Below are 23,862 nucleotides of genomic sequence, written 5' to 3' on the forward strand. Positions count from 1 at the left end.
CGGACTTCACAAATACTTGAACCCACCCATCAACTTTAGATCAATTCTATATAGCCAGGATGGCGTCGATCACATCATCCTCGACTTCGATGCCATGCTCCAGCGCGTATTTTCGCGCATTCTGACCGCGGCGACCGGGCAGGCGGACACCGGGATCGGAGAGAAATTTCAGCGGCAAGTTCGCCCAGACGCGATGCCGCGAAGCTTCCCACCGCTGGCTTCGGGATTGATAACGATCACCATCTGCCCAAGGCCGGGCGCTGCTCCTTGGTCATCGAACAAGGAAGTGATGATACCGAAGGAAAAATTGGCCCCTGCGAGCGGAGCTGCGAGAATCTCTCGACCATCATGGCAAGCGCAGCACCCTTGGCCCCGCCGGATGGCACCATGGTGCCCTCCAGGGCGGCAACCGCATCGGTTGTCGGCTGGCCGTCACGATCAAAGGCCCAATCGGCCGGGATCGACGCGCCCTTTTGCCGGGCGGCCATGATCTTGCCACGCGCAACGCGCGACAAGGCAAGGTCGATGACGATCGGATCATCTGCGGGAACGGGCGCTGCAAAGGCAATGGGATTGGTGCCGAAGACGGGCTTGCGTCCGCCCCAGGCAGCCATGGAAGCCGTGGCATTCGCAACCATCAGCGCCACGAGACCAGCTTCGGCAAAACGTTCGACGGTCAGCGCGAGCACGCCCGCGTGATGCGAACGGCGGATAGCGGCAAGCGCAATGCCCTGTTTGCGCGCCATCTGCGACAGCAACGGCACGGCGAGATCGAAAGCCGGATAAGCGTAGCCGTGGCAGGCGTCGATCTGGATGATGGATGGAAAAGGCTGGAAGACGATCGGCTTGGCTATTCCGTCGACCTTTCCGGACTTTGCCTGGGCCGCATAGGCAACGACGCGGCGCAGCCCGTGGCCACCCTGTCCTGCGGCTTCTGCGGCGACCAGCGCACGCGCGACGGAGCGCGCATTTCCCTCCTCCACTCCGCTGCGCTTCAACGCGTCGATGACCAGCGCTTCGGCTGCGGCAAGTGTCAGATGCATGGAAAAAACCTTGGGCAAAAACAAAGGGACGATGACGGTGTTACGTCATCGTCCCTTCGGATTCAATGCGGCTCTCGATCACTCGACGTCGAACTTGACACCCTGAGCGAGCGGCAGCGTCTTGCCGTAATTGATCGTGTTCGTCGTGCGGCGCATGTAGGCCTTCCAGGCATCCGAGCCGGATTCGCGGCCGCCCCCGGTTTCCTTTTCGCCACCGAAAGCACCGCCGATTTCGGCACCCGACGGGCCGAGATTGACGTTGGCGATGCCGCAATCGGAGCCACGGGCGGAAACAAATGTTTCGGCTTCACGCATGTCATTGGTGAAGATCGAGGAAGACAGGCCCTGCGGCACGGCATTGTGCAGTTTCAGCACCTCGTCGAAATCCGTGTACTTCATGACATAGAGGATCGGCGCGAAGGTCTCGTGTTCGACGGGACCGGTCTGAGACGGCATCTCAACAAGCGCCGGGCGCACATAGAAGGCTTCGGCAGCGCCGTTTTCGACGCGCTCGCCACCCGTGACCTTGCCCCCAGCCGACTTTGCCTCGGATAGAGCCGACTGCATCTTCTCGAAGGCCGCTTTGTCGATCAGCGGACCGACAAGCGTCCCGTTTTCCAACGGATTGCCGATCGTGACCGATCCATAGGCTTTCTGCAGGCGAGGCACGAGTTTGTCGTAGATGCTCTCGTGTACGAAGAGACGGCGAAGCGTCGTGCAGCGCTGGCCGGCGGTTCCCATCGACGAAAAGGCAACGCCGCGCAAAGTGAGATCGAGATCGGCTGTCGGGCAGATGATGGCGGCATTGTTGCCCCCGAGTTCTAGGATCGCACGGGCAAAGCGCTGCGACAGCCGCGGGCCGACGGCGCGGCCCATGGCCGTGGAGCCGGTGGCGGAAACCAGCGGCACCTTCGGGTGATCGACGAGGACTTCACCGACATCGCGGCCGCCAATCAGCAGCGTCGAAAGGTTCGCCGGAGCCTGCCCGCCTTCGGCGACGAAGCGCTTCAGCGCCTTTTCGAACAGCGCCTGTACGGCAAGTGCCGTCAGCGGCGTCTTTTCCGACGGCTTCCAGACGGTGGAATTGCCGCAGACGAGCGCCAGCGCCGCATTCCACGACCAGACCGCGACCGGGAAGTTGAAGGCCGAAATGATGCCGACCACGCCGAGCGGATGCCAGCTTTCCATCATGCGGTGCTCGGAACGCTCGGTTGCAATCGTTAGGCCGTAGAGCTGGCGCGAAGGCCGACCGCGAAATCGCAGATGTCGATCATTTCCTGGACTTCGCCGAGACCTTCGGACGTGATCTTGCCGACTTCGATCGAAACGAGGCGACCGAGCGCCGGCTTCGCCGCGCGAAGCTCTTCGCCAAGCAAACGAACAAGTTCGCCGCGCTTCGGCGCAGGGACTGCGCGCCATTCAGCAAATGCCTTGTGCGCTTCATCGATCGCCTTTTTGGCATCCGCGACGGAATGTTCCTTGAGTAGGCCGATTTCCTTGCCGGTGATCGGCGAAGCCACACGCTGCGAGCCGCCGGTATAGCGGGCCGCATCGACGCCGAGTTCGGAAAGCAGTTTCTTCGTCTCGGCTGCGAGATCGAGGGTAGCGATGGTCATCGTGTTTCCAACCTTGTTGTTCTTGATTGCGAGCTTTTACCAAAAGCGCGCGGCGGCGAAGTGAGCGACCTGGGCGCCGGCTTCGTACCACATTTCCTTGAGCGCGCGGAAACCGGGCACCCGCAGGTCCGTAACCGGCAAGGGCAGGTCCGCCTCCGCGATCCGGCCCAATATATGGTGTGCCAGCGTACGGCCGAATATCGTGCCAGGCGCAATGCCCCGGCCATTATAGCCGGAGAAGCCAACGGCATTCGGCGCGAACTTGTGAAAGCGTGGTAGCGCATTGTCGGTCATGCCGATCTTGCCGTACCATTCGTATTCGAATTCTACGTCGCCGATCTGCGGAAAGAGCCTCTTTAGCGAGCGTTTCGCCCAGCTTTTGTGAACTGCAGCGCCGGTGTTGCGCAACGCTCCGACACTGCCGAAAACGAGGCGCCCGGCACGATCCATCCGGAATGAGGAGAGTATCTCCTTCGTATCCCAACAGCCTTCGCGACCGGGCAGAATCGATTTGCGCAGATTATCGCTGAGCGGCGCCGTCGCGAAATTGAAATAGGGAAGATGCACCTGCTCGCAGCGGACCTGTTCCCATGGCCCGGTGCTATAGGCATCCGTCGCGACGATAATCCAGTCAGTGTTCACCCGGCCGCTCTCAGTCTTCACCGTCCATCGGCTGCCGTCTCGTTCGGTTGCGATAACAGGGCTCGATGTATGGATCGAAACGCCCGCCTTGATAGCCGCATGCGCCAACCCTCGAGCATAGGCGAGCGGCTGCAGTGTTCCCGCACGCATATCGAGCAGCGATCCGGCATAGGCGCCGGCGCCAACGCGACGTGCGGTCTCGGCGGCATCAAGCAGCGTCACTGGCGCCCCGCGCGCGGACCACTGCGCAGCACGCGTCTCGATTTCCTTCAACCCATCCGCGCCGACGGCGCAATGCAACGTACCGTTCTTTTCAAGCTCGCAGGCGATGTCGTGCTTTTCGATCAACTCCATGACAAGGCGAGGCGCCTCGCCGAGCATACCGAGCAGGCGATCGCCGTAGGTCTGCCCGAGAACGCCCGGCAGATCGTCCGGCATCACCCACATGCCGGCATTGATCAGTCCGACATTGCGGCCAGCCCCACCGAAACCGATCTCCTTGGCCTCCAACAGCACGACCTTCGAGCCGGCTTCGGCAAGGTGAAGACCGGACGACAGCCCGGTGTAGCCGCCGCCGACAATCACCACATCGGCCGACAGGGCGCCCTGGAGCGCCGATGTCTCCTGGGGCAGCGGGGCGGTCTTTTCCCAGAGGCCGTGGGAGCGGGGATCATTCAGCATCGGTCAGTCCATTCCAAGCAAGCGCGGCAGCACTCTAGCGCCGTCCACGGCGTTGCGGAAGCAGCCTCGGTCAACGGTTTTCAACTCCAGGCCGACGATCCCCAGCGTCTTCATCACGGCGTCGGGAGAAGCCGACTGGCGCTCGGCATAGAGCTTCAGCTCGTCCTCTACGGTGCTCGGCATCAAGAACTCCGGGTCATTCCGATTTTGGAGGATAGAAGTCTTTACAAAGGCTCCAGCGCCATGAATATCGACGTTTTGGAAACACATCATTCTCAAGTTGGAATGAACCATGCTGCCTTCGCGACGTTTTCTGCCGTCGATTTCATTGCTCGCCGCCTTCGAGGCTGTCGCCCGAACCGGCAGCGTGACGGCGGCAGCACGCCGAACTCGACCTCACCCAGAGCGCCGTCAGCCGCCAGATCAAGGCACTGGAAGTACAGCTTGGCGCTGAACTTTTTCTTCGCGCAACGCCAGACGATGCGCCTCACGCTTGCTGGCGACAGCTACGCCCGCGAGATCCGCGAAGCACTTCGCCGAATTTCCAGCGCATCGCTGAACCTGCGGGCTAATCCGCATGGCGGAACGCTGAACCTCGCCATCCTGCCGACCTTCGGCACCCGCTGGCTGGCACCACGCCTCGGCCGGTTCCTGAACCAGAACCCGGGCGTTACGATCAACCTCGTCACCCGGCTCTCCTCCTTCGATTTCCGGCTCGATTCCATCGACGCCGCTATTCACTTCGGCCATCCGCATTGGCCGGGAGCGGAATTGACCTTCCTGATGTCCGAAAAGACGGTTGCTGCCTGCAGCCCCGCCTTCCTGAGGCAGCACGGCATCACCAAAGCTGAAGACCTGCTGGATGTTCCCCTGTTGCATCTGACGACCCGCCCTGACGCCTGGGAGCGGTGGTTTGCCGATAACGACGTCGCCTTCCAAAACGTACACGGCATGTTGTTCGACCAGTTTGCGACGGCGGCACAGGCAGCGATCGCCGGCCTCGGCGTCGCGCTGCTGCCGACATTTCTCATTCAGGACGAGCTGAAGCGCGGTGATCTTGTCGCGGCGATCGGCCGGGAAATGGAAAGCAGCGAAAGCTATTATCTCGCCTGTCCTCCCGAGCGGGCCGACTATGCGCCGCTTTCAGCCTTTCGCGGCTGGATCATTGCAGAAGCGAAAGCGGGATGACGGAACGGCTTGCATCGCAAGAGCGCTTTCGAGCATTATGCGCCCAATCAGAATATTTCGCAGGAAACGCCCATGAAACCCATTTTCGTCCAGCTCCAATGCGCGCCCGGCAAGACCTACGAGGTTGCCGACGCGATCTACCAGACCGAACGCGTTTCGGAGCTTTACTCGACGAGCGGCGATTACGACCTGCTTCTCAAGGTCTATATCGAGGAGGGTCAGGACATCGGCAAGTTCATCAACGACAACATCGCCAATATCCCCGGCATTGTTCGCTCGCTGACGACGCTGACCTTCAAGGCCTTCTGACAGATACGATTAACCTTCTTCCGCAACAATCGATCCGCCGGTCTCCCCGTAAACCCCGCTTTAACGCCATCCATTATCTGGTCAAAGCCGAGTTACGGCCATGTGGCCGGTAGGTGAACGATGTCAGCAGTGGAAACAGAGACAGTCACATCGGTGCCGCAGGCAGCTGCTGCACCACTGATCGTGCATGTCGTACGCCAGTTTCTGCCCAATCGCGGCGGACTCGAAGATGTTGTCGCCAACCTTGCCTACCAGACGATCAAACACGGCTACCGCGTCCGCGTCATAACGCTCGATTCGCTCTTCACGTCGCGGGACAACAAACTGCCCGCCCATGAGACGATCGACGGTATCGAGGTGGTCCGCATCCCTTGGTCGGGCAGCCAGCGCTATCCGATTGCACCGCACGTCTTTCGCCACCTGGGGGACGCCGCCGTCATTCACGTGCACGCGATCGACTTCTTCTTCGATGCATTGGCCCTGGGACGCTTCCTGCACGGCAAGCCGATGATCGTGACCACCCATGGCGGCTTCTTCCACACTCGAAAATACGCCACGATCAAAAAGCTTTGGTTCCAGACCCTGACACGCATGTCGGCAAGGGGGTACAAACGCATCGTCGGCTGCAGCGTCTCCGATCTGGAACAGTTTCGCAAAATCTCGCCAAGAACGAGCATCCTGATCGAGAACGGCGTGGATATCGGCAAATTCGCCGACAGCGCATCTCAAAAGCCACGACGCCGCATCATCACCATAGGCCGCTTTTCCATCAACAAGCGGCTGGATCATCTGCTGGATGTCATGGTCATCCTGAAAGCACGCAATCTTGAATGGCACCTCGACATCGTCGGCTCTGAATCCGACCTCAAGGAAGCAGACGTGCGGCGAGAAATCCAGGCACGCGCGCTCGACACTGCCGTGACGTTGACTGTTTCACCGGACAACGATTCGATCGCCCGCCTCATTCGCAGCGCGTCGCTTTTCGCTTCCGCCTCTGAATATGAAGGCTTCGGCCTCGTCGCCCTCGAAGCCATGAGTGCTGGCCTTGTGCCGGTACTCAACGGAAATGCAGCCTATTGCAGTCTGGCCGCAAAACACCCGTTGCTACGCCTTGCCGACTTTTCCGATCCGCAAGCCGCGGCTGATATCTTGGAGTCGGCCTATCTTGCTCTTTCAATTGATCCGGCAGGCATTCGCCTGACACTGATGCAGGAAGCCGGCCGGTATTCGTGGCAAACGGTGGCGGGTCGCTATTTCAGCGTCTACGACTCGGTCCTAAGCGACTGATCAACGCCGTTCCATTTCGGCCAAGCCTTGTACCCTTCGACGATCCCCTTGAGCCATGCTCGCTTGAATGCCGCTTCATCCGCATTAAACCGGAAGCGCGCAACAAGCCAGCCGACCGCCGGGCGTGCAATTCTGTAGGTCACGTACGGCAAGGAAAAATCGTGCTTGCGCAGCAGCGCGCCGAAACCGCGGCCATATTTTCGAGCGCGTTCGATCTGCTGGGTACCGATCACGCTCACAACCTGATCGTGATGGACGATGAGTTCCGGGAAGTACATGAGTTTTTGGCCGGCACCGACGAAGCGCAGCAGGAGATCTGCCTCCTCTCCGCTTTGAAACGGCGACGCCGACCCAACGCCCAGATTCTCGTCGAAGCCGCCGATTGCACAAAGCGTTTCACGACGAACGAAGATGCCGTTCGAATTGCCGCAGCGAAGATAAGTCCGGCGGGATATCTCTACGCTGCGATCACCCGTCGGGCTCACGGAAGGCTTGCCATCCGCATCAAGCGTTCGTCCCGTTACGATCGAAAGCGCGGGATTTTCTCGAAAGAGCCGCGCGGCGATTTCCAAGGTAGCGGGCTCGTACCAGCAGTCGTCGTCCGGAAAGCACACATAGGTACCGGATGCTTTCGCAATTCCGTTATTGCGCGCATGCGAAAGCCCGCGCGCGGAGCGTAGATGGTGAATGGGAAAGGAGGAAGCGAAGCGTTCCACCAGATCAGATAGCCGGTCATCTTCATTCTGATCGACCAGAATGATTTCAAAGGTCTTCAGCGTCTGCCTTGCCAAGGATCCAAAAAGACGCGCGAGTTGATCGAAACGATCAACGGTACAGACGATGAGGCTGAACAATCGATACCCCTGAAGGCAGAAGCCGGCAAATTGCGGTGATTTTCATACCGACCACCGGTGCGACGTTTAACTGGACTTTAAGCGGCAAATATTAAGGTATCTGAAATAGACACTTCACAATGCGCTGTGGTCTCCGGGAAAAGGAAAAGCGGTAGTATTCATGGCGAAGAGCATAATGGCAAACTCGGCGCTCAATGCGGCAGCAGGCCTGACCCTGCTTGCGACGGGTTTTGCATGTTCAATCATTGCCGCGCGGCTGCTCGGCCCGGAAGCAAACGGGATTATCGCATTTTCCCTGTGGCTGGTAACGACCGGAGCGCTTGTCGCCGAACTAGGCACTGGCGTCATGCTTCTGCGCATCCTGCCGCAACTGCGGGCTAAGGGAAGATCCTACGAAGAACGCCGTAGCTTTGCCGCCTATCTCGTACGGCCAACGATCGTTGCCTCGCTGATAGTGCTCGCCGTTTATTCGCTGGTCTATTTCGAAGCCGAGCAGCTTCATTGGGCCGTCGGCGCCCCGGCCGTGATTGTCATCACCGGCGTGCTCTTCCTTTTCCAGTCGATCGGCGCTTACACGAAGAACTATCTGATCGGAGAACAGAATCTCGCGCCTTATTTTCTGCTGACGATCGCAAGCTCCGTCGTACAGGTCGTCATCGTGCTTGCAGGTGCGCTGCTGTACGGCGTTAGCGGCGCCTTGGCCGGTTATGCAGCCGGTCAGTTCCTGATGTTCCTCTTTACGCTCAGGATTGCCTCGGCGCGCGCAAGCTCGTGTGGTATCGGCGTGGGTTATCTTGCGAGCTCTTCGTTCATTCTGTCCTTGGAGTACGCGAATACATCGATCTTCCTAAATCGCATCGAGCTTTTCTTCCTGCAGAAGGATTGGGGCGTGGAGGCTGTCGGCTATTATGCCGTCGGCTTGTCGCTGGCCAATCTCGCGCTGCAGCTTCCCGTCCAACTGAGCGGTAGCCTTATTCCCTATTATTCGGAAAAAATTCATTCCAATCCCAACGGCAAACTCCCCGCAAGCATTTTTGAAGGGGTCGTTCGAAGCATTGCATACATCACGCTGCCAATGAGCTTCGGTCTTGCCGCTATCGCCAAGCCGCTCGTCGTTGCAATCTTCGGCCAGCCTTTCGCGCCGGCGGGCGGTACAGTCGCCATCTTGGCGCTGACGGCCATACCTTACGTCTTCACGCAGATTTGCACGCAATATCTGTATTCCGTCGATCGAATTCGCGAACGCCTGATGATCGGAGGCATAGCCAGCCTCGTACTCGCTGTGGGCTGTTTTGCCGCCGTGCCCTGGTACGGCGGAGAAGGTGCCGCGGCAATCCGTTTTCTGGCATTTACGGTCATGTGCATGTTTATGGTCGCGCGGATCGACCTCGACGGCTCGATCTACCAAATGTCGATCCCGATTCTACGCATCGCCGCTGCCGCGGCCCTTTGTGGGGCGACAGCATATGGAGCGATCCATTTTGTTCCAGGAATTGGCGGGCTGGTAGTTGCGGTTATCGCAGCAGCAGGCGCCTATGGGATCGCCCTACGCCTGCTGAACGCCGTTCCGGCTGCTGATATTGCGGTGATGGAACAGATCGTCAATCGCCTGCCGAAGCTGGCGCATCCATTAGCATTTCATGCGCTGGCGCTGCTCACGCCGCGCAGAATATGACAAGGAATGGAAATGAGCACGGGGCTGGATACCAACAACAGCAAGACAACGCGAAAGGCTGCCGCAGCAGCCGAGCGGCGGTGACATTTGCCGGCACAATCGGCCTTTACGCACCTGCCAGTCAAGCCGCGCGCAAATCCACGGCCGTTCTCTTTGTCAGCCCCTGGGGATTTGAGGAAATGTGCACCCGCAAGTTCTTCCGTATGCTGGCGGAAGAACTTGCCGAAGCGGGTGTGGCAAGCCTGCGCTTCGACTACGCAGGAACCGGCGACGCGCTGGAGGTAACGGACCATAGCCGCGGCCTAGCCGTCTGGCTCGAAACGGCGGAGCAGGCTGCAGCGCAGCTGAAATCGCTTTCCGGCTGTGACAGCATCATACTTGTGAGCCAGAGTCTCGGCAGCACGATCGCTGTCGATCTGGCGCAAAGGCTCGGTGGTGTCGAGGGCATTGCATTGTTGGCGCCCGCAATCTCCGGCCGGCTCTATCTGCGTGAACTCTCCGTATGGTCGAAGATGATCGACGACGGAATGGGCGTTGCCGAAAGCCAGCGCGAAACACAGGGCGTATGGATCGCCGGCCTTCGTATGTCGGACGAAATCGCCGCGGAAGTCCGCAAAATCAACCTCATGGAGCTTTCGAAGCTCGACGCAAAGAACTGCTTGGTGCTGACGCGCCCGAACCGTTCGGCCGACGAAGATTTTGCCGCCCATGTCAAGGACCTGCATCCGGCCACGCGGGAAGCTGTCTATCGCGGCTATGACGAACTCGTCTTCAACCCGACGATCGCAACGATGCCGGTAGAGACCGGCAATCACATCGTCGAATGGGTGAAATCGATTTCCGGTTCTCAGATGGGGACATCAACGCGAAGGCAACGCCCGACCGTGGCACCGCTTACAACCGCCGAGTTCACCGAGACGCCGCTGCGGTTTGGAAAAGCTGGCGAACTCTACGGCATTCTTTGCGAGCCCACGGCTCCGCGTCGTGGGGCGACCGCGATCATCTTGACGACGGCTTACGACCGGAATGCGGGCTGGGGCCGCACATCCGTAAAAATGGCGCGCGCGCTTGCCCGCGACGGTATTCCCTCGCTGCGCTTCGACAATGCGAATGTCGCAGATAGCCCGCCCACACCGGGCGCGCCAGAGCAGGTGCTCTATTTCAAAGGACAGAACGATGAGATCACAGCGGCCTTCGATCTTCTGGAATCATCCAAGCTGCTGCCTGCCGTGCTTGTCGGACGCTGCAGCGGCGGTTATCTCGCTTTCCAGGGCAGCCTCTGGGATGAACGCTCCAGCGGCTTGATTGCCGCCAATCCCTATGTCTTCCACTGGTCCGGTAAGCTCACGGTCGACGCATCGCTTCGCCATGTGCCGCGCTCGCTCGAAACATACCGCCTGAAGCTGCTGCAGTTGGAAACCCTAAAGCGGTTGTTGCGCGGTGAAATCGATGTCCCGCGGGCAATCAAAAATTTCATGACCTCTCTGGCGCGACGAGCGATCAGGCTAAGCCGTCCGATGCTGGATTTTCTGCCGGTCCGATCCGAGGAACGGACCGCAATTCTCGATCTTTTCCAGTCCCTGAAAGCCCGCAAGGTTGACGTGTCGCTGATCTATACCGCCCATGATACCGGTCTTGAGCAGTTCAATGATCATTTTGGCAAGAATGGCTCATATCTGAAACGCTACGGCAACGTTCGGCTCAACATTATCCCGGAAGCCGATCATAACCTTACACAGGCACATGCTCAGTCCTTCTACCTTCAGGAGGTCCGCTCCATATCGCTGAAGATCGGGACGCGCCAGGCAACACCGCATGAGCACCGCAGCCACGCCGTCAGATCGCCGAAATACGCGAACCTCCCAACGTCCTGATTTCACCAGAGGGCGCCTCCCCCATCGTCGCGCCCGCAAGCCCATGCAGTGGGACGCGTTTGACCGAACCTGGCGCCAGATGAAACCAATCGTCGGCTGCACGGTAATTCGGGACATCAACGTGTACGGACTGCGCAAAGCGATCGGCCTGCAGCTCAAGGGTCCAGTTCCCGCCATCTTCTACCGCCTTCACATCGATCGCGGCATCGTGAAACGCCTTCGACCGTCCGAGCGGGAAATGGAATGCTTCGGCAAGCAGGCCGCCGTCGGCGGAGCGCAGCCGCGCGACGGTTACGTCATGGGAAGGCGGACCGAAACGGAAAGCATAGGTCGTGTCGAAAAATGCACCGAAGAGCTCGGTCGCGGCGAGCTTTTCGGTGGATCTTGGCGCAAGTAACAGTGCTTGGCTGCCGCCGACGGCTCTCTGCTTGCCGTCTCTTAGGCAAACGACGTCAAGCTCAACCGGCAAGCTTTCGCCGGTTTCGTTGATGACATGCACGTCAAGGCCGTTCGTGCCCTCGTCCGTCAGCAGCACTTGAATCGGGCGGAAGGCGCGGCGCATGGCAAACCAGACCGGTTTCGGCTCACCGGTGGAATCGACAACGCCCCAACCGGGACCAGGCAGAATATCCTGAAGCGTCCAGACAAGAGCACCGTTGCAGTTTGAACCCTTGCGCCGCCATTCGGCGAAGGTTTCCGTCAGAACCTCGCCTGTCACGGCGCGGGACAAATCGAGATAGCGCTCCGGATTTTCCCGGCGCAGCGCCGCTGGGTCGACGTTATAAAGTTCCTTCAGGTAGAAGTCGCGAACATCCTCGAAATCCCAGGAGGCGCCGCGATCCCGCGGAACGCGAGCTTTCCACAGCGGACTATGGACTGCCGGGACATCCAGATGCCGCTGCAATGTTTTTTGTTGCGGTGCATGGGCGAAGGCGAGGGTTTCTGCAGCAAACCGGACGTCGGCTCGGCGAGCATCCTCCAGCGGGCGCATATAGGCACCAATGCCGTAATAGTGCGTGACGCCGGTATTTGGCGAGAAAGGCATGGCCCCACCGTGAGGGGAGTTCGGCACGTAGGGCACGTCGGGGCGCATACGCTCTGCAATCGCCGGGATGACGTCCTCCGTCAGCGGTCCGCGCCAGAATTCCTGCGGCAACCCAAGCATCGCCGCCTGTTGATAAATCTCGCTTCCGCCGCAAAGAACCGCAAGGCAAGGAGAAGCCTGCACTCCGTGGATAAAACCCTCGACTTCGGCATGAACGTGGCCCGTGAAGGCCTTGTCGCTTCGGGGATAGTCGAAATTGGCAAACATGAAGTCCTGCCAGACAAGAATGCCGAGCTCGTCGCAAAGCTCGAAGAACTCTGGCGTCTCGTAAGCCATCGTGCCGCCGATTCGGATCATGTTCATACCGGCGCCGGCAGCAAGGCGCAGAAAGGGCTCGTAGTCCGCGCGGTAACCCGGCAGGCGAACGATATCGGCCGTCGTCCAGACAGCACCGCGGCAGAAGACGGGCTCGCCATTTACGCGAAGGCCGAACCCGTCGCCGTCGACGCCACGATCGATTTCAATCCGCCGGAAGCCGGTCTTTCCGAGCGAATATTCGGTGCCGTCCGAAACGAGCGTCAGTTCGTAAAGATGCGGGGTCCCGTGCGTATGCGGCCACCACGGCGTGACCTCCGGCAGCTTGAGGATCGCCGAATAATGATTTCCGCCGATCTTCTCAAAGCCTTGCTCCACCTCTCCGCAGCGAAGCAGCATCTCGGGATTTTCGGCATCCGCGTGCAAAGAAACGCTGAGGCGGCCGACGCCATTTTCCAGCACAGCCCGGATCGAGACATTATCGATCGACATCACGCTGCGGCGAACAAGCGTAATCGGCCGCCACGGCCCGACAGCATGAATCTCCGGGCACCAGCCAGTCATGTGCCCAAGCAGCGTCGTACGAAAGTTCTTGAGCCCCTGCGGCGCGATCATCTGAGGACGCCAGCGGGCGCGGGCTCCGGGCTCGCTAAGACGGGGACCGAGCGCACGGAAACAAAGGACCAGGTCATCGCCGCCCATAAGCGTGACCGGGATTTCGTGCGCCGTGAACATGCTCTCGGAAGAGAGGATTTCCTGCCCGTTCAGAAAGACATGGCAGAGCGTCGCAAGCCCTGCGAAACGAAGGATAACATCGCCAGGCTGGGCGTCGAAGAGCCGGCAGACGTACCAGGCGTCTTTCGTATTCAGCGGCTCCGGATTTTCGCGATCGAAGAGACCGGCGCGCTCCAGAGCGTCAGCCACAGTGCCGGGAACAGGTGCTGCAATGAACCTCGAAGACGGCGCGATGTCATGCGGCGTCAAGCAAGCTCCCGGTTCCGTCAGAACCAGATTCCAGCCTTCGGAAAGCAGGACCTCTTCCGCACCGACGCTTGCCAACCGCCCCACCATGCTCAAGCTCCCGGTATCAAAGCCGATCGGAAATCGAAGTCATCATGGCATCCCATGCATCTGCCGCCGGATCAAGCGCGGCCTGCAATGGCTCGAACTTCCTGCGCGTGACGGCGCGGGCAAGCTGAAACTGCACCGACTTCGCCACTTCGGAGATGCGCCGGGCATGCTCTTCAGCCTGCGCGAACCTGCCCGGAGAAAGCCACGCGAGGTGATCTGCGGCCAACTCGAAATTGGCGCCGAACTGGCGCAAGGTGTTGAAGGCATATTTGTGGAAGAAGCCGAAAGGGCGCTCGGCGACAACTTCCACCTGCTGCGGAAATTGCTTGGAAAAGGCACGGATCGGGTTTTCGGCAGGCCGGCGTGAGAAATGGACCTTGAAAAGACGGTGCGCCACATCGCCGATATAGTTTGCGCCTGCGAACGCCTCCGGAAGTTTTGCAAATTCCGTATAGGGCAGGAAGGGCGAATCCTCGTCCGCCAGATGCATCTGGAAGAGACCGTCGAAGTCCTCGCCCTCAAGCTGGAAATAGCCGGCATTGTGAAAATACTCGACGCGCTTGGCAGCAACATCCAGCCGGTTGATGGCGACGGTCGTCTTGCCGTGTTCGGAACGATAGGCCGTACCGTGGGTATCCGGCATATAGAAGGAGTCCATTTCGATCAGGCAAAGTCGGCCGCGCCTGATCTGCGTTTCGACGTGATGCTCGACGCGGTCGAAGATCGCGAGTTCGGTGACACGGATGCCATAAAGCGCCTCGAGGTCTTCGAGCGGCACCTTGAAGAAGGTGAATTGATCGCCCTCGAAATCCTGCGTCAGCGTAAAGCCGAGCATCGCTTCAGGCGGCAGCCTGAGCGTGTTCAGCACTTCGATCCAGAGGTCGATATAGCAGTTGGTTTCCGGCCACATGCGCTCGTTGGAATGCAGCGCATGCTGGCGGTAGCCATCTGGACGGATGGCCGGGAAAACGCAGGACATCGAACCGCTCAGCCCCACAGGGTCTTGCGCACATTCGCCGGCCATTCCGTCACGTCGAGCCCGTGATGATGGAACAGCGCAAGCGCGATGCGCTCGAGACCGAAGCCGACGCATGCAGTGTGCGCGACGCTGCCGTCCTCAAGGTTCAGGTCCCACTTCTGGCCGAAGGAGTCCTGATGATAGTTAAAGCTCATGCAGGCTGTCGGCTTGGCAGCCGACGTGATCGGGATCAGCAGCTCGAACTTGAGGTTCTGATCACGCTGGTTGTTAACCATCATCTTGCCGCCGCGGCCGAAAAATGGATCGTTGGCGACGTCGATGACGACTTCGAGGCCGAGCTGATTCATCATCTCGACGCCGCGATCCATCCAGCGCTGACGGAAGTCGGTCACGTGGCTTTCGGTGCCCATGCAGACATATTCGCGCATGCGGAAAAGCTGCTGGCGGGCGGGATCCTTCGACGGTTCATGGCGAAAGCAATAGGACTGCAGGTCGAAGAGGCCGCCCTTCGCAGGCAGATTGCCCCGCTTGGCGATTGTCGGATAAAGCGGATAGCAGGCGGCTGGCGTCAGCACGATATCGGTTGCTTCCTGGCCCTTCGTCCAGTCGTCGCCGACTTCCATGCACTGCAGCAGGTTCATGTGATCGAGTTCACTGCCGCAGAAGCTGTGGACGGTGCCCGCAAGCTGCGGGAAGCTTTTCATGTAGCCGCTCTTTTCGAAAAGCGCGCGGTTCATGCCCGGCGGGAAGCGCATGGCTTCTGCGCCATCCGCACCGCCGAACTTGTCGATCAGGCGCTCGAAGGCGGTGATCACGTCTTCGAACTGGCCGCTACGGCCATAAAGACCGTCGACGCCGGTATCGATCAGTAGACCGGATTCGAAGAGCCGGTCTAGAAACGAGGTCTGCATATCCATGACTGTCACCCCAGTAGGCTAGTGTCCTGCTTGTGGACGAGAAGCATGCTCGACGTGTTGCCGAGGATGCGGTCATTCGAGATCATGAGCTGTGCGGAATGAGCGTCGCGCAAATGCCGGCCAAGGCTGAAGGGCGTCCCGTTCTTGTAGCCCACGATGCCGCAGATCAGCATGGCGTGGTTGACGATCTCCAGGATCGTTTCCGACGAAGCGATCTTCACGTTGTTCATGGCCACCGCAAAGCCCATCGAGGAAAGCTTGTCCGGATCGGACTTGGCATCTTCGTAAGCCTTGAGACCCGCCACGACGTTCGACTTCACCATCTGCAGCAGAGTGGAGACTTCGGCGAGCCGCAGCGCACCGGGGGGCGGAACACCAGGAGATTTACGGGCGGCGGCACGCACGAAGGCCTGCGCGCGGGAGAAGGCGTCGACCGCAATGCCATACCAGACGCCGCTCCAGAGCAGATGCGACGAAGCGAGCATCGACTGTGCGGCGATTTCGGCGAAAGGCTTCGGCAGGATCTGAACGGCAGGCGCTTGCCCCTTGAAGAGAAATCCGTCGGAGCAGGTGCCGCGCATGCCCAGCGTGTTCCAGATATGCGTGCGCTCAAGTGTGTACTGGTCCTTGAGAAACGCCGTCAGGACCTGATCCGAGGGTGCTGCGTCCGGATGGCTGCGAGAGGTTATGAGGATGGCATCGGCATGCGAGCCGTAGGAGATCACGGTCGCGTCCTTTTCGAGACGGCAGCTGTCGCCGCTGACCTCGATGGCGCAGATGCTGTTGCGCAGATTGCCGCCGATCCCGCCTTCGGTCGTCGCCGATGCGATCAAAAGCTGCTTGGCGGCGATGTGCCGCATGAAGCCCGCATGCCATTCACTTTCGGCGCCGTGCTCGACCAAGCTTGAAAGCTTGATGTGGTGCATGGCGAAGACCATCGCACTTGCGGCGCAAGCCTGGCCAAGAGCGGAGCAGAGTTCGGCGACTTCGGTCGTCGAAGCCCCCTCACCACCAAGGTGGCGCGGCACTTGAATGCCGAGCAGGCGCTCGGTTTTCATCGCATCGACGGCCTCGCATGGAAAGCGGCCTTCGGCGTCGACAGCGTCGGCATATTTCGCGGCGATCTCGGCAACCCGCGCCGTTCTGACGGTAAAACTCTGTTCCGTGATCTTGACCGGAAAGTTCATCACGCGACCTTCCGGTTGTCCTTGATGATATCGACGGTCTTTTCGATCGCGGAGATGCTGGCAAAGGACTTGCGATTGAGGAGATTGTCCGGGAATTCGATATCGAACGCTTCTTCGATGCCAAGCATGAGCTGCACGGAAGCAAAGGATGTCAGACCGGCCGCATAGAGATCGGCATCGTCGGCTAGCTGATCGATCGAAACAGGAAGCTTGCCGAATTTGGCGAGCAGTTCGCGGATAGTCTTGTTCATCCTTAGCAACCTCCAAGATTGTCATGATCCCGAGTGGCGATTATCGCCTTCATCATGAGCGTTCTTTTAGGCCGGAAAACAAAACATTCCGCTAACTTGTCTGGTTAAATATGAGGAAGACTCACAGTTAAAATTTTAGGGAGTACCTTGCTTCGATGGCGTTTATCTTTTTCTTGACAGACACTTAGGCGTTACTCCTGCCTCAGGCGCCAAGATTGGTGTCCAGGCTGAAAGTGCAGAAATGATACGCCGCGTGTCTTCACGTCACTCGGAAGGCGGGTAGGAATGCTCTGCGCCACGGTAATCCAACACGGAAAAACAACCCTCCGCCGTCTTCCGGACAGAATTTTCGCCAATCACTGCCTTTCCGTGACCACCGGGGATATCAAGGATATAGGCCGGCTGACAAAGGCCCGAGATGCGGCCGCGCAGCGAAGAAACGATCTTCTGGCCTTCTTCGATCGTCAGCCGGAAATGGCTGGTGCCGGGCGCCAGATCGGGATGATGCAAGTAGTAAGGCTTGATACGCGTCTCGACGAAGGTCTTCATCAGGTCCGCCAGAACGCCGGCATCGTCGTTGACGCCCTTCAAGAGCACGGACTGACTGATCATGACGATCCCGGCATCGATGAGCCGGCCACAGGCCGCACGGGCTTCGATCGTCATTTCGCGCGGATGGTTGGCATGTAGCGCGATATAAGTCGTCTTGCCGCTCGCTTTCAACGCGGCGATCAACGTCGCATCGATCCTCTGCGGATCGACAACAGGCACGCGTGTATGGAACCGGACGATCTTCACGTGGTCGATGGCCGCAAGCTCCTGCATGATCTCTTCCAGCCGTCGCGGCGAAAGGACGAGCGGATCGCCGCCTGTAAGGATCACCTCCCAGATCTCCGGATGGCTGCGGATATAGTCGAAAGCAACCATCATCGCCGCCGGATCGAGCGTACCGAGACCTTGAGGACCGACCATCTCCCGCCTGAAGCAGAAGCGGCAATAAACCGGACAGACATGCACGGCCTTCAGCAGCACGCGATCCGGATAGCGATGCACAATGCCTTCAACCGGGCTGTGCGCATGATCACCGATCGGGTCGGCGCGCTCTTCAGGTGTGACGACAAGCTCGGCCGCATCCGGCACGAACTGACGCGCGATCGGATCGTCGACGTCGGCTCGATCGATCAGCTTGGCGACGGTCGGCGTCAGGGCGATCGCATATCGTGCGGCGACCTCTTCCAGTGCCAGCCGGTCGCGATCGGCCAACAACCTGGCTTTCGACAGGTCATCGACGCTTTTGATCGGCCGGACGATATTCATCAGCGATACTCCGCAACCGGCGCCCAGAGCACCTGGTCGATGCGCGAGGCTCCTGTCGCCAGCATGACCAGCCGGTCGAAGCCGAGCGCGATGCCGCTTGCCTCTGGCATGATCGAAAGCGCATCGAGGAAATCCTCGTCGATCGGGTAGCGTTCGCCATAGACGCGCGCTTTTTCTGCCATCTCGAGCTCAAAGCGGCGGCGTTGTTCTGTCGCATTGGTGAGTTCGCCGAAGCCGTTCGCCAGTTCAACGCCGCAGGCATAGAGCTCGAAACGCTCCGCAACCCGCGGATCGCGTGCCGAGGGACGGGCGAGTGCCGCTTCGGAAACCGGGTACTCATCCAGAATGGTCACGCGGCCGAAACCGAGGTGGGGTTCTATCTTTTCAACCAGGACGCGGCTGAAGAGGTCCGCCCAGCCGTCGTCGGCCGAGACGCGCATGCCGTTCCGGCGTAGTTCGGAAGCCAGAACTTCTCGATCCGTCGAACCATCGGCGGCGACCGACGCCAACAGGTCGATGCCCGCATAGCGCTCGAACGCCTCTGCGACGCTGATGCGTTCAGGTCCGGCGAAGGGGTCGGTTTCGGCGCCCCGATAGGCCAGCTTCGGCGTCTTGACGGTTTCGGCGGCCAGCGCCAGAATCCGCACGCAGTCCATCATCAGCGTTTCATAGCTTTCGCCGGCGCGATACCATTCCAGCATCGTGAATTCGGGATGATGGACTGGGCCGCGTTCGCGGTTGCGATAGACATGCGCGAAGCAGGCGATGCGCTGCTCACCGGCCGCGAGCAGCTTCTTGCAGGCAAATTCCGGTGAGGTGTGCAGGTAGAAGGATGTCGCCTGCCCGTCCGTCGTCAGCGCCTCGGTTGCAAAAGCGTGCAGATGTGCCTCGTTGCCGGGCGAAACCTGCAGCGTGGCCGTATCTACCTCGATGAAATCCTCGCGCGCGAAGTAGCCGCGCAGCGCCACCTGGATCGCGTTCCGTCCAATCAGGAAGGGGCGGCGGTCCGCGTGGACGCTGGGGGTCCACCAAGGAGACGCTTTGGCGCTGGTAAGGTTCATTCTCAGCTTTCATCACCAGGCCCGCCAACGCGAGGGCTGGCGTTTTGCCGGATTTTAGGTTAGTTGCGCCCCAACGAAAAACAATTGGCGTCATCGGGACCATCCAGACAATCCCTCTACGACGCCAAAAGCCGAGTTACAAGGAAGTCTTATGGTCAAGGTCATCGCCTCTTCGGTCCGCAAGGGCAACGTTCTCGACGTAGACGGCAAACTTTACGTCGTTCTCACCGCGCAGAACTTTCACCCCGGCAAGGGTACGCCGGTCACCCAGGTCGACATGCGCCGCATCGTCGACGGCGTAAAGGTTTCCGAGCGCTGGCGCACGACCGAGCAGGTCGAGCGCGCCTTCGTTGAGGATGTGAACTTCCAGTATCTCTATGAAGACGGCGAAGGTTTCCACTTCATGAACCCGGCGACCTACGATCAGGTTGTCGTCGACAACGAAACGATGGGCGACCAGAAGGCCTACCTCCAGGAAGGCATGACCTGCATTCTGTCGATGCATGAAGGCATTCCGCTGGCACTCGAGCTGCCGCGTCACGTCACGCTCGAGATCACCGAGACGGAACCGGTCGTCAAGGGCCAGACGGCGTCGTCCTCCTATAAGCCAGCGATGCTTTCGAACGGCGTGCGCACCCTGGTGCCGCCGCATATCAACGCGGGCACGCGCGTCGTTATCGCAACGGAAGACAACTCCTACGTCGAACGCGCCAAGGATTGATCCTTCGGACATATCAGACAGATAGGCCGGCCTAACGCCGGCCTTTCTGTTTTGATTACAGATGCGGGTTACGCGGCCGGTATTTTTTCACCAGCCGCTGATTGACCTCCGCAGCTCCCGGCATGTTGGCGCTGAGATAGACTGGTGCGTCGCCGGACTTCGAAAGTACTGAGGCAACTTCAGCGAAGATTGCGTTCAGCACTGTTGCTCCGACAGCCGTCGACACTGGGCCCACCTTGAGATCGCTTCCAGCCAGATCGAGCACGGCATCGCCGGGCGGCAAGCCGTTATCTAGCACGACATCGGCGATATCCACGAGCCGGCGGCGGCCATTGGCAATCGCGCTCGAATAGGCAACCGAGGTAACAGCGATCACCTTGGCGCCGATCTCGCGGCCATAGTCCGCAGCCTCGATTGGTGCGGCATTCACACCCGAGTTCGAAGCAATGATGATGACGTCGCCTGGCTGCATGCCGTAGCGCTCCAGCACCGGCCGAACGAGGCCTTGCGTGCGTTCATAGACCGAGCTGATGACCGCCCCCTCATGCAGCATCGCGGAGCCGATGAGAACCGGCACGGTGAACGCAAGACCGCCGGCGCGATAATGCACCTCCTCGGCCAGCATATGCGAATGGCCCGTGCCGAAGACGTAAACGCGCTTGTCATGACGCGCCGCATCGAGAATGACTGCTGCGGCCTTCTCCATGGGTTCGGCAAGGCTTTTCTTCAAAGCCTCAAGACGGCCGATCAGATTGGAGAAATAGGCATCCGTAACCGCCGTCATGGCATTTCCTTTGCTTCAGGCCGCTTCGCCGTCGATCCACGTGGCGGTGACTTCGACCGCATCCGTCAGATGCACGAGGTCGGCGCGCGCTCCCGGCGAAAGATGGCCATAACCATCGAGCCGGAGAAACCGGGCCGGATAGAGCGTTGCCATGCGCAGCGCCTCGGCAAGCGTCAGATCAAGATAGGCGACGCCATAGCGGATGGTCGACGCCATATCGACATCCGATCCGGCAAGCGTGCCGTCCGAAAGCACCAGCTTCGAGCAGAAGCCCCCCTTCTCACGCCGCACGGTGCGACCGTTCAGCATGAAGCTATCCTTTTGGGAGCCAACCAGAGACATGGCATCCGTCACGAAGAAGAGCTTGCCCTCCCCGCGCTTGGCGCGAAGTGCAGTGCGCAGCGCTTTTGGATCAACATGATGGCCGTCGGCGATGATGCCGCACCACGTCGACGGATGGTCGATTGCCGCGCCAACCAGACCGGGTGCGCGGTGACCCAACTGGCTCATGGCGTTGAAAAGATGGGTGACGCCGCGCACACCAGCATCGAAACGCTCTTCTGCAGCTTCGCTCGAACAATCCGAATGGCCGATGCTGACGATGATGCCAGCCTCGCTCAGTTCGCGAACTTGAGCGACCGTCACCTGTTCGGCCGCCATCGTCACGAGCAGCGTACCGATCGCCTCACGGGCGCGGATGAAAGCTTTGACATCCTTGTCTTCGACCGGGCGCATCAGTTCGGCCAGGTGCGCGCCTTTGCGGGCAGGCGCCAGATGCGGACCTTCCAGATGAAGACCGGCCACGCCGCGATGGGTCTTAATCGCATCCTTTGCGGCCTCGATCGCAGCCGCCGTCGCATCCGCCGTATCGGTGATCAGCGTTGGAAGCAGCGCCGTCGTGCCGTAGCGCCGGTGACCTTCGGCAATGATACACATCGAAGCTGCCGACGGCTCATCGTTCAGCATACGCCCGCCACCGCCATTCACCTGCGCATCGACGAAACCTGCCGAAAGCACACCGCCGTCAAGCAAGATCGTCTCGCCTTCGGGCAAGCCGTTGCACGAGACAATAGCCTCGACCCGGCCATTGGCAACGATCAGCGCCTTTTCGTCGTGGAACCTCTCGCCGTCGAAGATCCGGGCACCGGTGAAGATCTTGCGGGGTATCATATCGTCTCCGTGACTTTGAGCAGATTCGCCGGCTTGTCTGGATCGAAACCCTTGCGGCGTGTAACTGACTCGATCAGGCGATAGTAGACGAGAAGCGACACGAGCGGATCGAGTAGGCCGTTGCCGGTCGTCGGCACGAGCAGATTGACGCCGGAAAGCGGCCGCGCCGAGAACGGTACGGTCGTTGCGCCGAGCTTCTGTAATCGCCCGAGTGCCTGAACGTTGTTGGCATAGGCCGCATCGTCGGGCATGAAGGCGACGATCGGGAAACCCGGCTGAACGAGGCGCATCGGGCCATGCATTAGCTCTGCCAGCGAGAAGGCTTCCGCGTGAAGGCCGGACGTTTCCTTGGCTTTGAGCGCGGCCTCGAGCGCGATCGCAAAAGCTGGCCCGCGGCCTGCCGTATAAAGCGAGGTTGCATTGAAGAGCACGTCTTCTGCGGCAGCCGTATCGATACCAGCAGTCGCCGACAGAGCCTCGGGCAACCTCTCCAATGAGGCTTGCAGATCGGCCGTACCGCCAATCGCAGCAGTGACACCGGCGAGCGCGGCAACCGAGGCGATGAAGGACTTGGTCGCAGCAACACTCTTTTCCGCACCTGCATTGAGGTCCAGAACGATATCTGCCTGCTTTGCAAGCGGACTGTCGGTGACGTTCACAACGGCGATCGTCGTCGCGCCGCCACGCTTGGCAGCATCCTGAAGGGCAACGATATCTGGGCTGGCGCCGGATTGCGAAACCGTGAAGTGAACACCATCCTTCAACTGTAGAGCCGCACCATAGACGGAAGCGATCGACGGGCCGACGGAAGCAACGGGAATACCGGCAGTGATCTCGAAAAGATATTTGAAGAAGGTTGCGGCATGGTCTGAAGAGCCGCGCGCTGCCGTCGTCACCACGCTCGGGCGAACCGAGGAAAACAGCTTGGCGATTTCGGCGAAAACCGGCTTCTCCTTTTGAAGGAGCGTCGCGACCACGTCCGGCGACTGGCCCGCCTCCTGCAGCATCAGCGACTGGTTCTCACTCATAGGTCATCTCCAATTTTCAGTTCGGCCACGAAATCATAGGCATCGCCGCGGTAGTGCGAACGGGTGTATTCAACGACGCGCTGGTCTTCCAGGCGCGAAATCCGTTCGATCAAGAGTGCTGGCGCACCGGTCTTTACATTCAGCATCGAGGCTGATGAAGGATCGAGCGTCACGGCGGTTAGCCGCTGCAAAGCACGCACCGGCTTGTGGCCGTTTGCGGCCAGCGCATCATAAAGCGATCCCTCGCCACCGGCATTGCCGCCGAGGAACTTGACCGGCACAACCGCCCGCTCGATCGCCAGCGGCAAACCATCCGCAAGGCGCAGACGATCCAGGCGCAGAACGGCCTCATCCTGCCCAAGTCCGAGAAGGAAGGATTCTTCCGGCGATGGCGAATTGATCGTGCGGGACAATATCCTTGCCGCCGGCGAACGGCCGCGTGAGCGCATATCGGCCGAGAAAGACGAAAGACGCCAGAGCGGCTGCTCCATGCGCTCCACCTTACTGGAAACGAAGGTACCGCTGCCGTGACGCGACTCCAATGCGCCGGAGGCCATCAGATCACGATAGGCGGTTCGCACCGTCACGCGGCCGACCTTCAGAGCTTCTGCGAGATCGCGCTCTCCGGGAAGGGCTGCACCCGGCTTGAGAAGGCCTTCCTGAATGAGGCCAGTCAACGCCAGTGCGAGCCGCTTGTAGAGCGGTCCCGTCATCGTTTCGTCGCGCAGACCGCGGGCATTGAGCTCCGCTATCAGACTGGTTCTATCCATGGAATAACCATAGAACCTATTTAGAACCACTTTTCAAGCTGAATCTCTGCCGCAAAGATGAAAACCCTCGTGGCGGC

19 protein-coding genes and 3 pseudogenes are annotated in these 23,862 nt (G+C 59.9%); 6 read left to right on the top strand and 16 right to left on the bottom strand.

The features are described from left to right. Nucleotides 1-46: 46 nt before the first annotated feature. From ACW4PC_RS13180 to ACW4PC_RS13195, 4 genes and pseudogenes are all read right to left on the bottom strand, one after another. Nucleotides 47-1,043: pseudogene (locus tag ACW4PC_RS13180) on the bottom strand (Ldh family oxidoreductase). 78 nt (nucleotides 1,044-1,121) lie between these two features. Continuing rightward, nucleotides 1,122-2,659: pseudogene (amaB, locus tag ACW4PC_RS13185) on the bottom strand (L-piperidine-6-carboxylate dehydrogenase). Nucleotides 2,660-2,695: 36 nt separating this feature from the next. Next, the gene (locus tag ACW4PC_RS13190) at nucleotides 2,696-3,982 is read right to left on the bottom strand and encodes an NAD(P)/FAD-dependent oxidoreductase (RefSeq protein ID WP_455874090.1); all 1,287 of its coding nucleotides are present in this window, start codon (nucleotides 3,980-3,982) and stop codon (nucleotides 2,696-2,698) included. 3 nt (nucleotides 3,983-3,985) lie between these two features. Then, complete coding sequence (locus tag ACW4PC_RS13195; protein ID WP_455874091.1) at nucleotides 3,986-4,165, bottom strand: hypothetical protein; 180 nt, start codon at nucleotides 4,163-4,165, stop codon at nucleotides 3,986-3,988. A gap of 109 nt (nucleotides 4,166-4,274) precedes the next feature. Between ACW4PC_RS13195 and ACW4PC_RS13200 the strand changes: the two are divergent. From ACW4PC_RS13200 to ACW4PC_RS13210, 3 genes and pseudogenes are all read left to right on the top strand, one after another. Beyond that, nucleotides 4,275-5,170: pseudogene (locus ACW4PC_RS13200) on the top strand (LysR family transcriptional regulator). A 72-nt stretch (nucleotides 5,171-5,242) separates the two neighbouring features. Beyond that, complete coding sequence (locus ACW4PC_RS13205; protein WP_016556708.1) at nucleotides 5,243-5,479, top strand: Lrp/AsnC ligand binding domain-containing protein; 237 nt, start codon at nucleotides 5,243-5,245, stop codon at nucleotides 5,477-5,479. Nucleotides 5,480-5,599: 120 nt separating this feature from the next. Continuing rightward, a complete protein-coding gene (locus ACW4PC_RS13210; RefSeq protein WP_455874092.1) occupies nucleotides 5,600-6,766 on the top strand; it encodes a glycosyltransferase family 4 protein in 1,167 nt (388 codons plus the stop codon). On the opposite strand, the gene ACW4PC_RS13215 is transcribed toward ACW4PC_RS13210, so the two are convergent. Next, a complete protein-coding gene (locus ACW4PC_RS13215) occupies nucleotides 6,742-7,620 on the bottom strand; it encodes a glycosyltransferase family 2 protein (protein ID WP_455874093.1) in 879 nt (292 codons plus the stop codon). The genes ACW4PC_RS13210 and ACW4PC_RS13215 overlap by 25 nt on opposite strands. 160 nt (nucleotides 7,621-7,780) lie before the next feature. On the opposite strand from ACW4PC_RS13215, the gene ACW4PC_RS13220 reads away from it, so the two are divergent. Both ACW4PC_RS13220 and ACW4PC_RS13225 read left to right on the top strand, forming a co-directional pair. Beyond that, the gene (locus tag ACW4PC_RS13220) at nucleotides 7,781-9,295 is read left to right on the top strand and encodes a lipopolysaccharide biosynthesis protein (protein WP_455874094.1); all 1,515 of its coding nucleotides are present in this window, start codon (nucleotides 7,781-7,783) and stop codon (nucleotides 9,293-9,295) included. An 80-nt stretch (nucleotides 9,296-9,375) separates the two neighbouring features. After that, complete coding sequence (locus ACW4PC_RS13225; protein WP_455874095.1) at nucleotides 9,376-11,169, top strand: serine aminopeptidase domain-containing protein; 1,794 nt, start codon at nucleotides 9,376-9,378, stop codon at nucleotides 11,167-11,169. Here ACW4PC_RS13225 and ACW4PC_RS13230 read toward each other — a convergent pair. From ACW4PC_RS13230 to epmA, 7 genes are all read right to left on the bottom strand, one after another. Beyond that, on the bottom strand, nucleotides 11,132-13,600 hold the full coding sequence (locus ACW4PC_RS13230) for a glycoside hydrolase family 2 protein (RefSeq protein ID WP_455874096.1): 2,469 nt from the start codon (nucleotides 13,598-13,600) through the stop codon (nucleotides 11,132-11,134). The two genes, ACW4PC_RS13225 and ACW4PC_RS13230, sit on opposite strands and share 38 nt — an antisense overlap. 16 nt (nucleotides 13,601-13,616) lie before the next feature. After that, entirely contained in the window at nucleotides 13,617-14,579 is a 963-nt protein-coding gene (locus ACW4PC_RS13235; RefSeq protein ID WP_455874097.1) for a DUF1839 family protein, read from the bottom strand. A gap of 8 nt (nucleotides 14,580-14,587) precedes the next feature. Then, a complete protein-coding gene (locus ACW4PC_RS13240) occupies nucleotides 14,588-15,496 on the bottom strand; it encodes an amino acid--[acyl-carrier-protein] ligase (RefSeq protein WP_455874098.1) in 909 nt (302 codons plus the stop codon). A 5-nt stretch (nucleotides 15,497-15,501) separates the two neighbouring features. Next, the gene (locus ACW4PC_RS13245) at nucleotides 15,502-16,683 is read right to left on the bottom strand and encodes an acyl-CoA dehydrogenase family protein (RefSeq protein ID WP_455875005.1); all 1,182 of its coding nucleotides are present in this window, start codon (nucleotides 16,681-16,683) and stop codon (nucleotides 15,502-15,504) included. Further along, entirely contained in the window at nucleotides 16,683-16,934 is a 252-nt protein-coding gene (locus ACW4PC_RS13250; protein ID WP_022717455.1) for an acyl carrier protein, read from the bottom strand. The genes ACW4PC_RS13245 and ACW4PC_RS13250 overlap by 1 nt, the downstream gene beginning before the upstream one ends. Nucleotides 16,935-17,198: 264 nt before the next feature. Beyond that, a complete protein-coding gene (locus tag ACW4PC_RS13255; protein WP_455874099.1) occupies nucleotides 17,199-18,251 on the bottom strand; it encodes a lysine-2,3-aminomutase-like protein in 1,053 nt (350 codons plus the stop codon). After that, nucleotides 18,251-19,312, bottom strand: a complete 1,062-nt coding sequence (epmA, locus tag ACW4PC_RS13260) for an EF-P lysine aminoacylase EpmA (protein WP_455874100.1) — start codon at nucleotides 19,310-19,312, stop codon at nucleotides 18,251-18,253. The genes ACW4PC_RS13255 and epmA overlap by 1 nt, the downstream gene beginning before the upstream one ends. A 151-nt stretch (nucleotides 19,313-19,463) precedes the next feature. On the opposite strand from epmA, the gene efp reads away from it, so the two are divergent. Beyond that, nucleotides 19,464-20,033, top strand: a complete 570-nt coding sequence (gene efp, locus ACW4PC_RS13265; protein WP_039846444.1) for an elongation factor P — start codon at nucleotides 19,464-19,466, stop codon at nucleotides 20,031-20,033. 55 nt (nucleotides 20,034-20,088) lie between these two features. Here the strand turns inward: efp and ACW4PC_RS13270 are convergent, their stop codons facing one another. From ACW4PC_RS13270 to ACW4PC_RS13285, 4 genes are read right to left on the bottom strand one after another with little or no spacing between them, the layout of a single operon-like run. Next, nucleotides 20,089-20,817 carry an SIS domain-containing protein gene (locus ACW4PC_RS13270; RefSeq protein ID WP_455874101.1) on the bottom strand — a complete coding sequence of 243 codons (729 nt, stop codon included), beginning with the start codon at nucleotides 20,815-20,817 and terminating at the stop codon, nucleotides 20,089-20,091. Between the two features lie 15 nt (nucleotides 20,818-20,832). After that, complete coding sequence (gene nagA / locus ACW4PC_RS13275) at nucleotides 20,833-21,984, bottom strand: N-acetylglucosamine-6-phosphate deacetylase (RefSeq protein ID WP_455875006.1); 1,152 nt, start codon at nucleotides 21,982-21,984, stop codon at nucleotides 20,833-20,835. Further along, the gene (locus tag ACW4PC_RS13280) at nucleotides 21,984-23,015 is read right to left on the bottom strand and encodes an SIS domain-containing protein (protein WP_455874102.1); all 1,032 of its coding nucleotides are present in this window, start codon (nucleotides 23,013-23,015) and stop codon (nucleotides 21,984-21,986) included. The genes nagA and ACW4PC_RS13280 overlap by 1 nt, the downstream gene beginning before the upstream one ends. Beyond that, complete coding sequence (locus ACW4PC_RS13285) at nucleotides 23,012-23,785, bottom strand: GntR family transcriptional regulator (RefSeq protein WP_455874103.1); 774 nt, start codon at nucleotides 23,783-23,785, stop codon at nucleotides 23,012-23,014. The genes ACW4PC_RS13280 and ACW4PC_RS13285 overlap by 4 nt, the downstream gene beginning before the upstream one ends. Nucleotides 23,786-23,862: the final 77 nt, after the last annotated feature.

The organism is Rhizobium yanglingense (assembly GCF_977109285.1).

What these genes read in the sequence shown, in the direction of transcription:
- ACW4PC_RS13235 (WP_455874097.1), bottom strand. Translation starts at nt 14,579, where the DNA reads ATGTCCTGCGTTTTCCCGGCCATCCGTCCAGATGGCTACCGCCAGCAT.
- ACW4PC_RS13245 (WP_455875005.1), bottom strand. Translation starts at nt 16,683, where the DNA reads ATGAACTTTCCGGTCAAGATCACGGAACAGAGTTTTACCGTCAGAACG.
- ACW4PC_RS13220 (WP_455874094.1), top strand. Translation starts at nt 7,781, where the DNA reads ATGGCGAAGAGCATAATGGCAAACTCGGCGCTCAATGCGGCAGCAGGC.
- ACW4PC_RS13250 (WP_022717455.1), bottom strand. Translation starts at nt 16,934, where the DNA reads ATGAACAAGACTATCCGCGAACTGCTCGCCAAATTCGGCAAGCTTCCT.
- ACW4PC_RS13230 (WP_455874096.1), bottom strand. Translation starts at nt 13,600, where the DNA reads ATGGTGGGGCGGTTGGCAAGCGTCGGTGCGGAAGAGGTCCTGCTTTCC.
- ACW4PC_RS13205 (WP_016556708.1), top strand. Translation starts at nt 5,243, where the DNA reads ATGAAACCCATTTTCGTCCAGCTCCAATGCGCGCCCGGCAAGACCTAC.
- epmA (WP_455874100.1), bottom strand. Translation starts at nt 19,312, where the DNA reads ATGAACCTTACCAGCGCCAAAGCGTCTCCTTGGTGGACCCCCAGCGTC.
- ACW4PC_RS13285 (WP_455874103.1), bottom strand. Translation starts at nt 23,785, where the DNA reads ATGGATAGAACCAGTCTGATAGCGGAGCTCAATGCCCGCGGTCTGCGC.
- ACW4PC_RS13280 (WP_455874102.1), bottom strand. Translation starts at nt 23,015, where the DNA reads ATGAGTGAGAACCAGTCGCTGATGCTGCAGGAGGCGGGCCAGTCGCCG.
- ACW4PC_RS13240 (WP_455874098.1), bottom strand. Translation starts at nt 15,496, where the DNA reads ATGGATATGCAGACCTCGTTTCTAGACCGGCTCTTCGAATCCGGTCTA.
- ACW4PC_RS13190 (WP_455874090.1), bottom strand. Translation starts at nt 3,982, where the DNA reads ATGCTGAATGATCCCCGCTCCCACGGCCTCTGGGAAAAGACCGCCCCG.
- ACW4PC_RS13255 (WP_455874099.1), bottom strand. Translation starts at nt 18,251, where the DNA reads ATGAATATCGTCCGGCCGATCAAAAGCGTCGATGACCTGTCGAAAGCC.
- efp (WP_039846444.1), top strand. Translation starts at nt 19,464, where the DNA reads ATGGTCAAGGTCATCGCCTCTTCGGTCCGCAAGGGCAACGTTCTCGAC.
- ACW4PC_RS13195 (WP_455874091.1), bottom strand. Translation starts at nt 4,165, where the DNA reads ATGCCGAGCACCGTAGAGGACGAGCTGAAGCTCTATGCCGAGCGCCAG.
- ACW4PC_RS13270 (WP_455874101.1), bottom strand. Translation starts at nt 20,817, where the DNA reads ATGACGGCGGTTACGGATGCCTATTTCTCCAATCTGATCGGCCGTCTT.
- ACW4PC_RS13210 (WP_455874092.1), top strand. Translation starts at nt 5,600, where the DNA reads ATGTCAGCAGTGGAAACAGAGACAGTCACATCGGTGCCGCAGGCAGCT.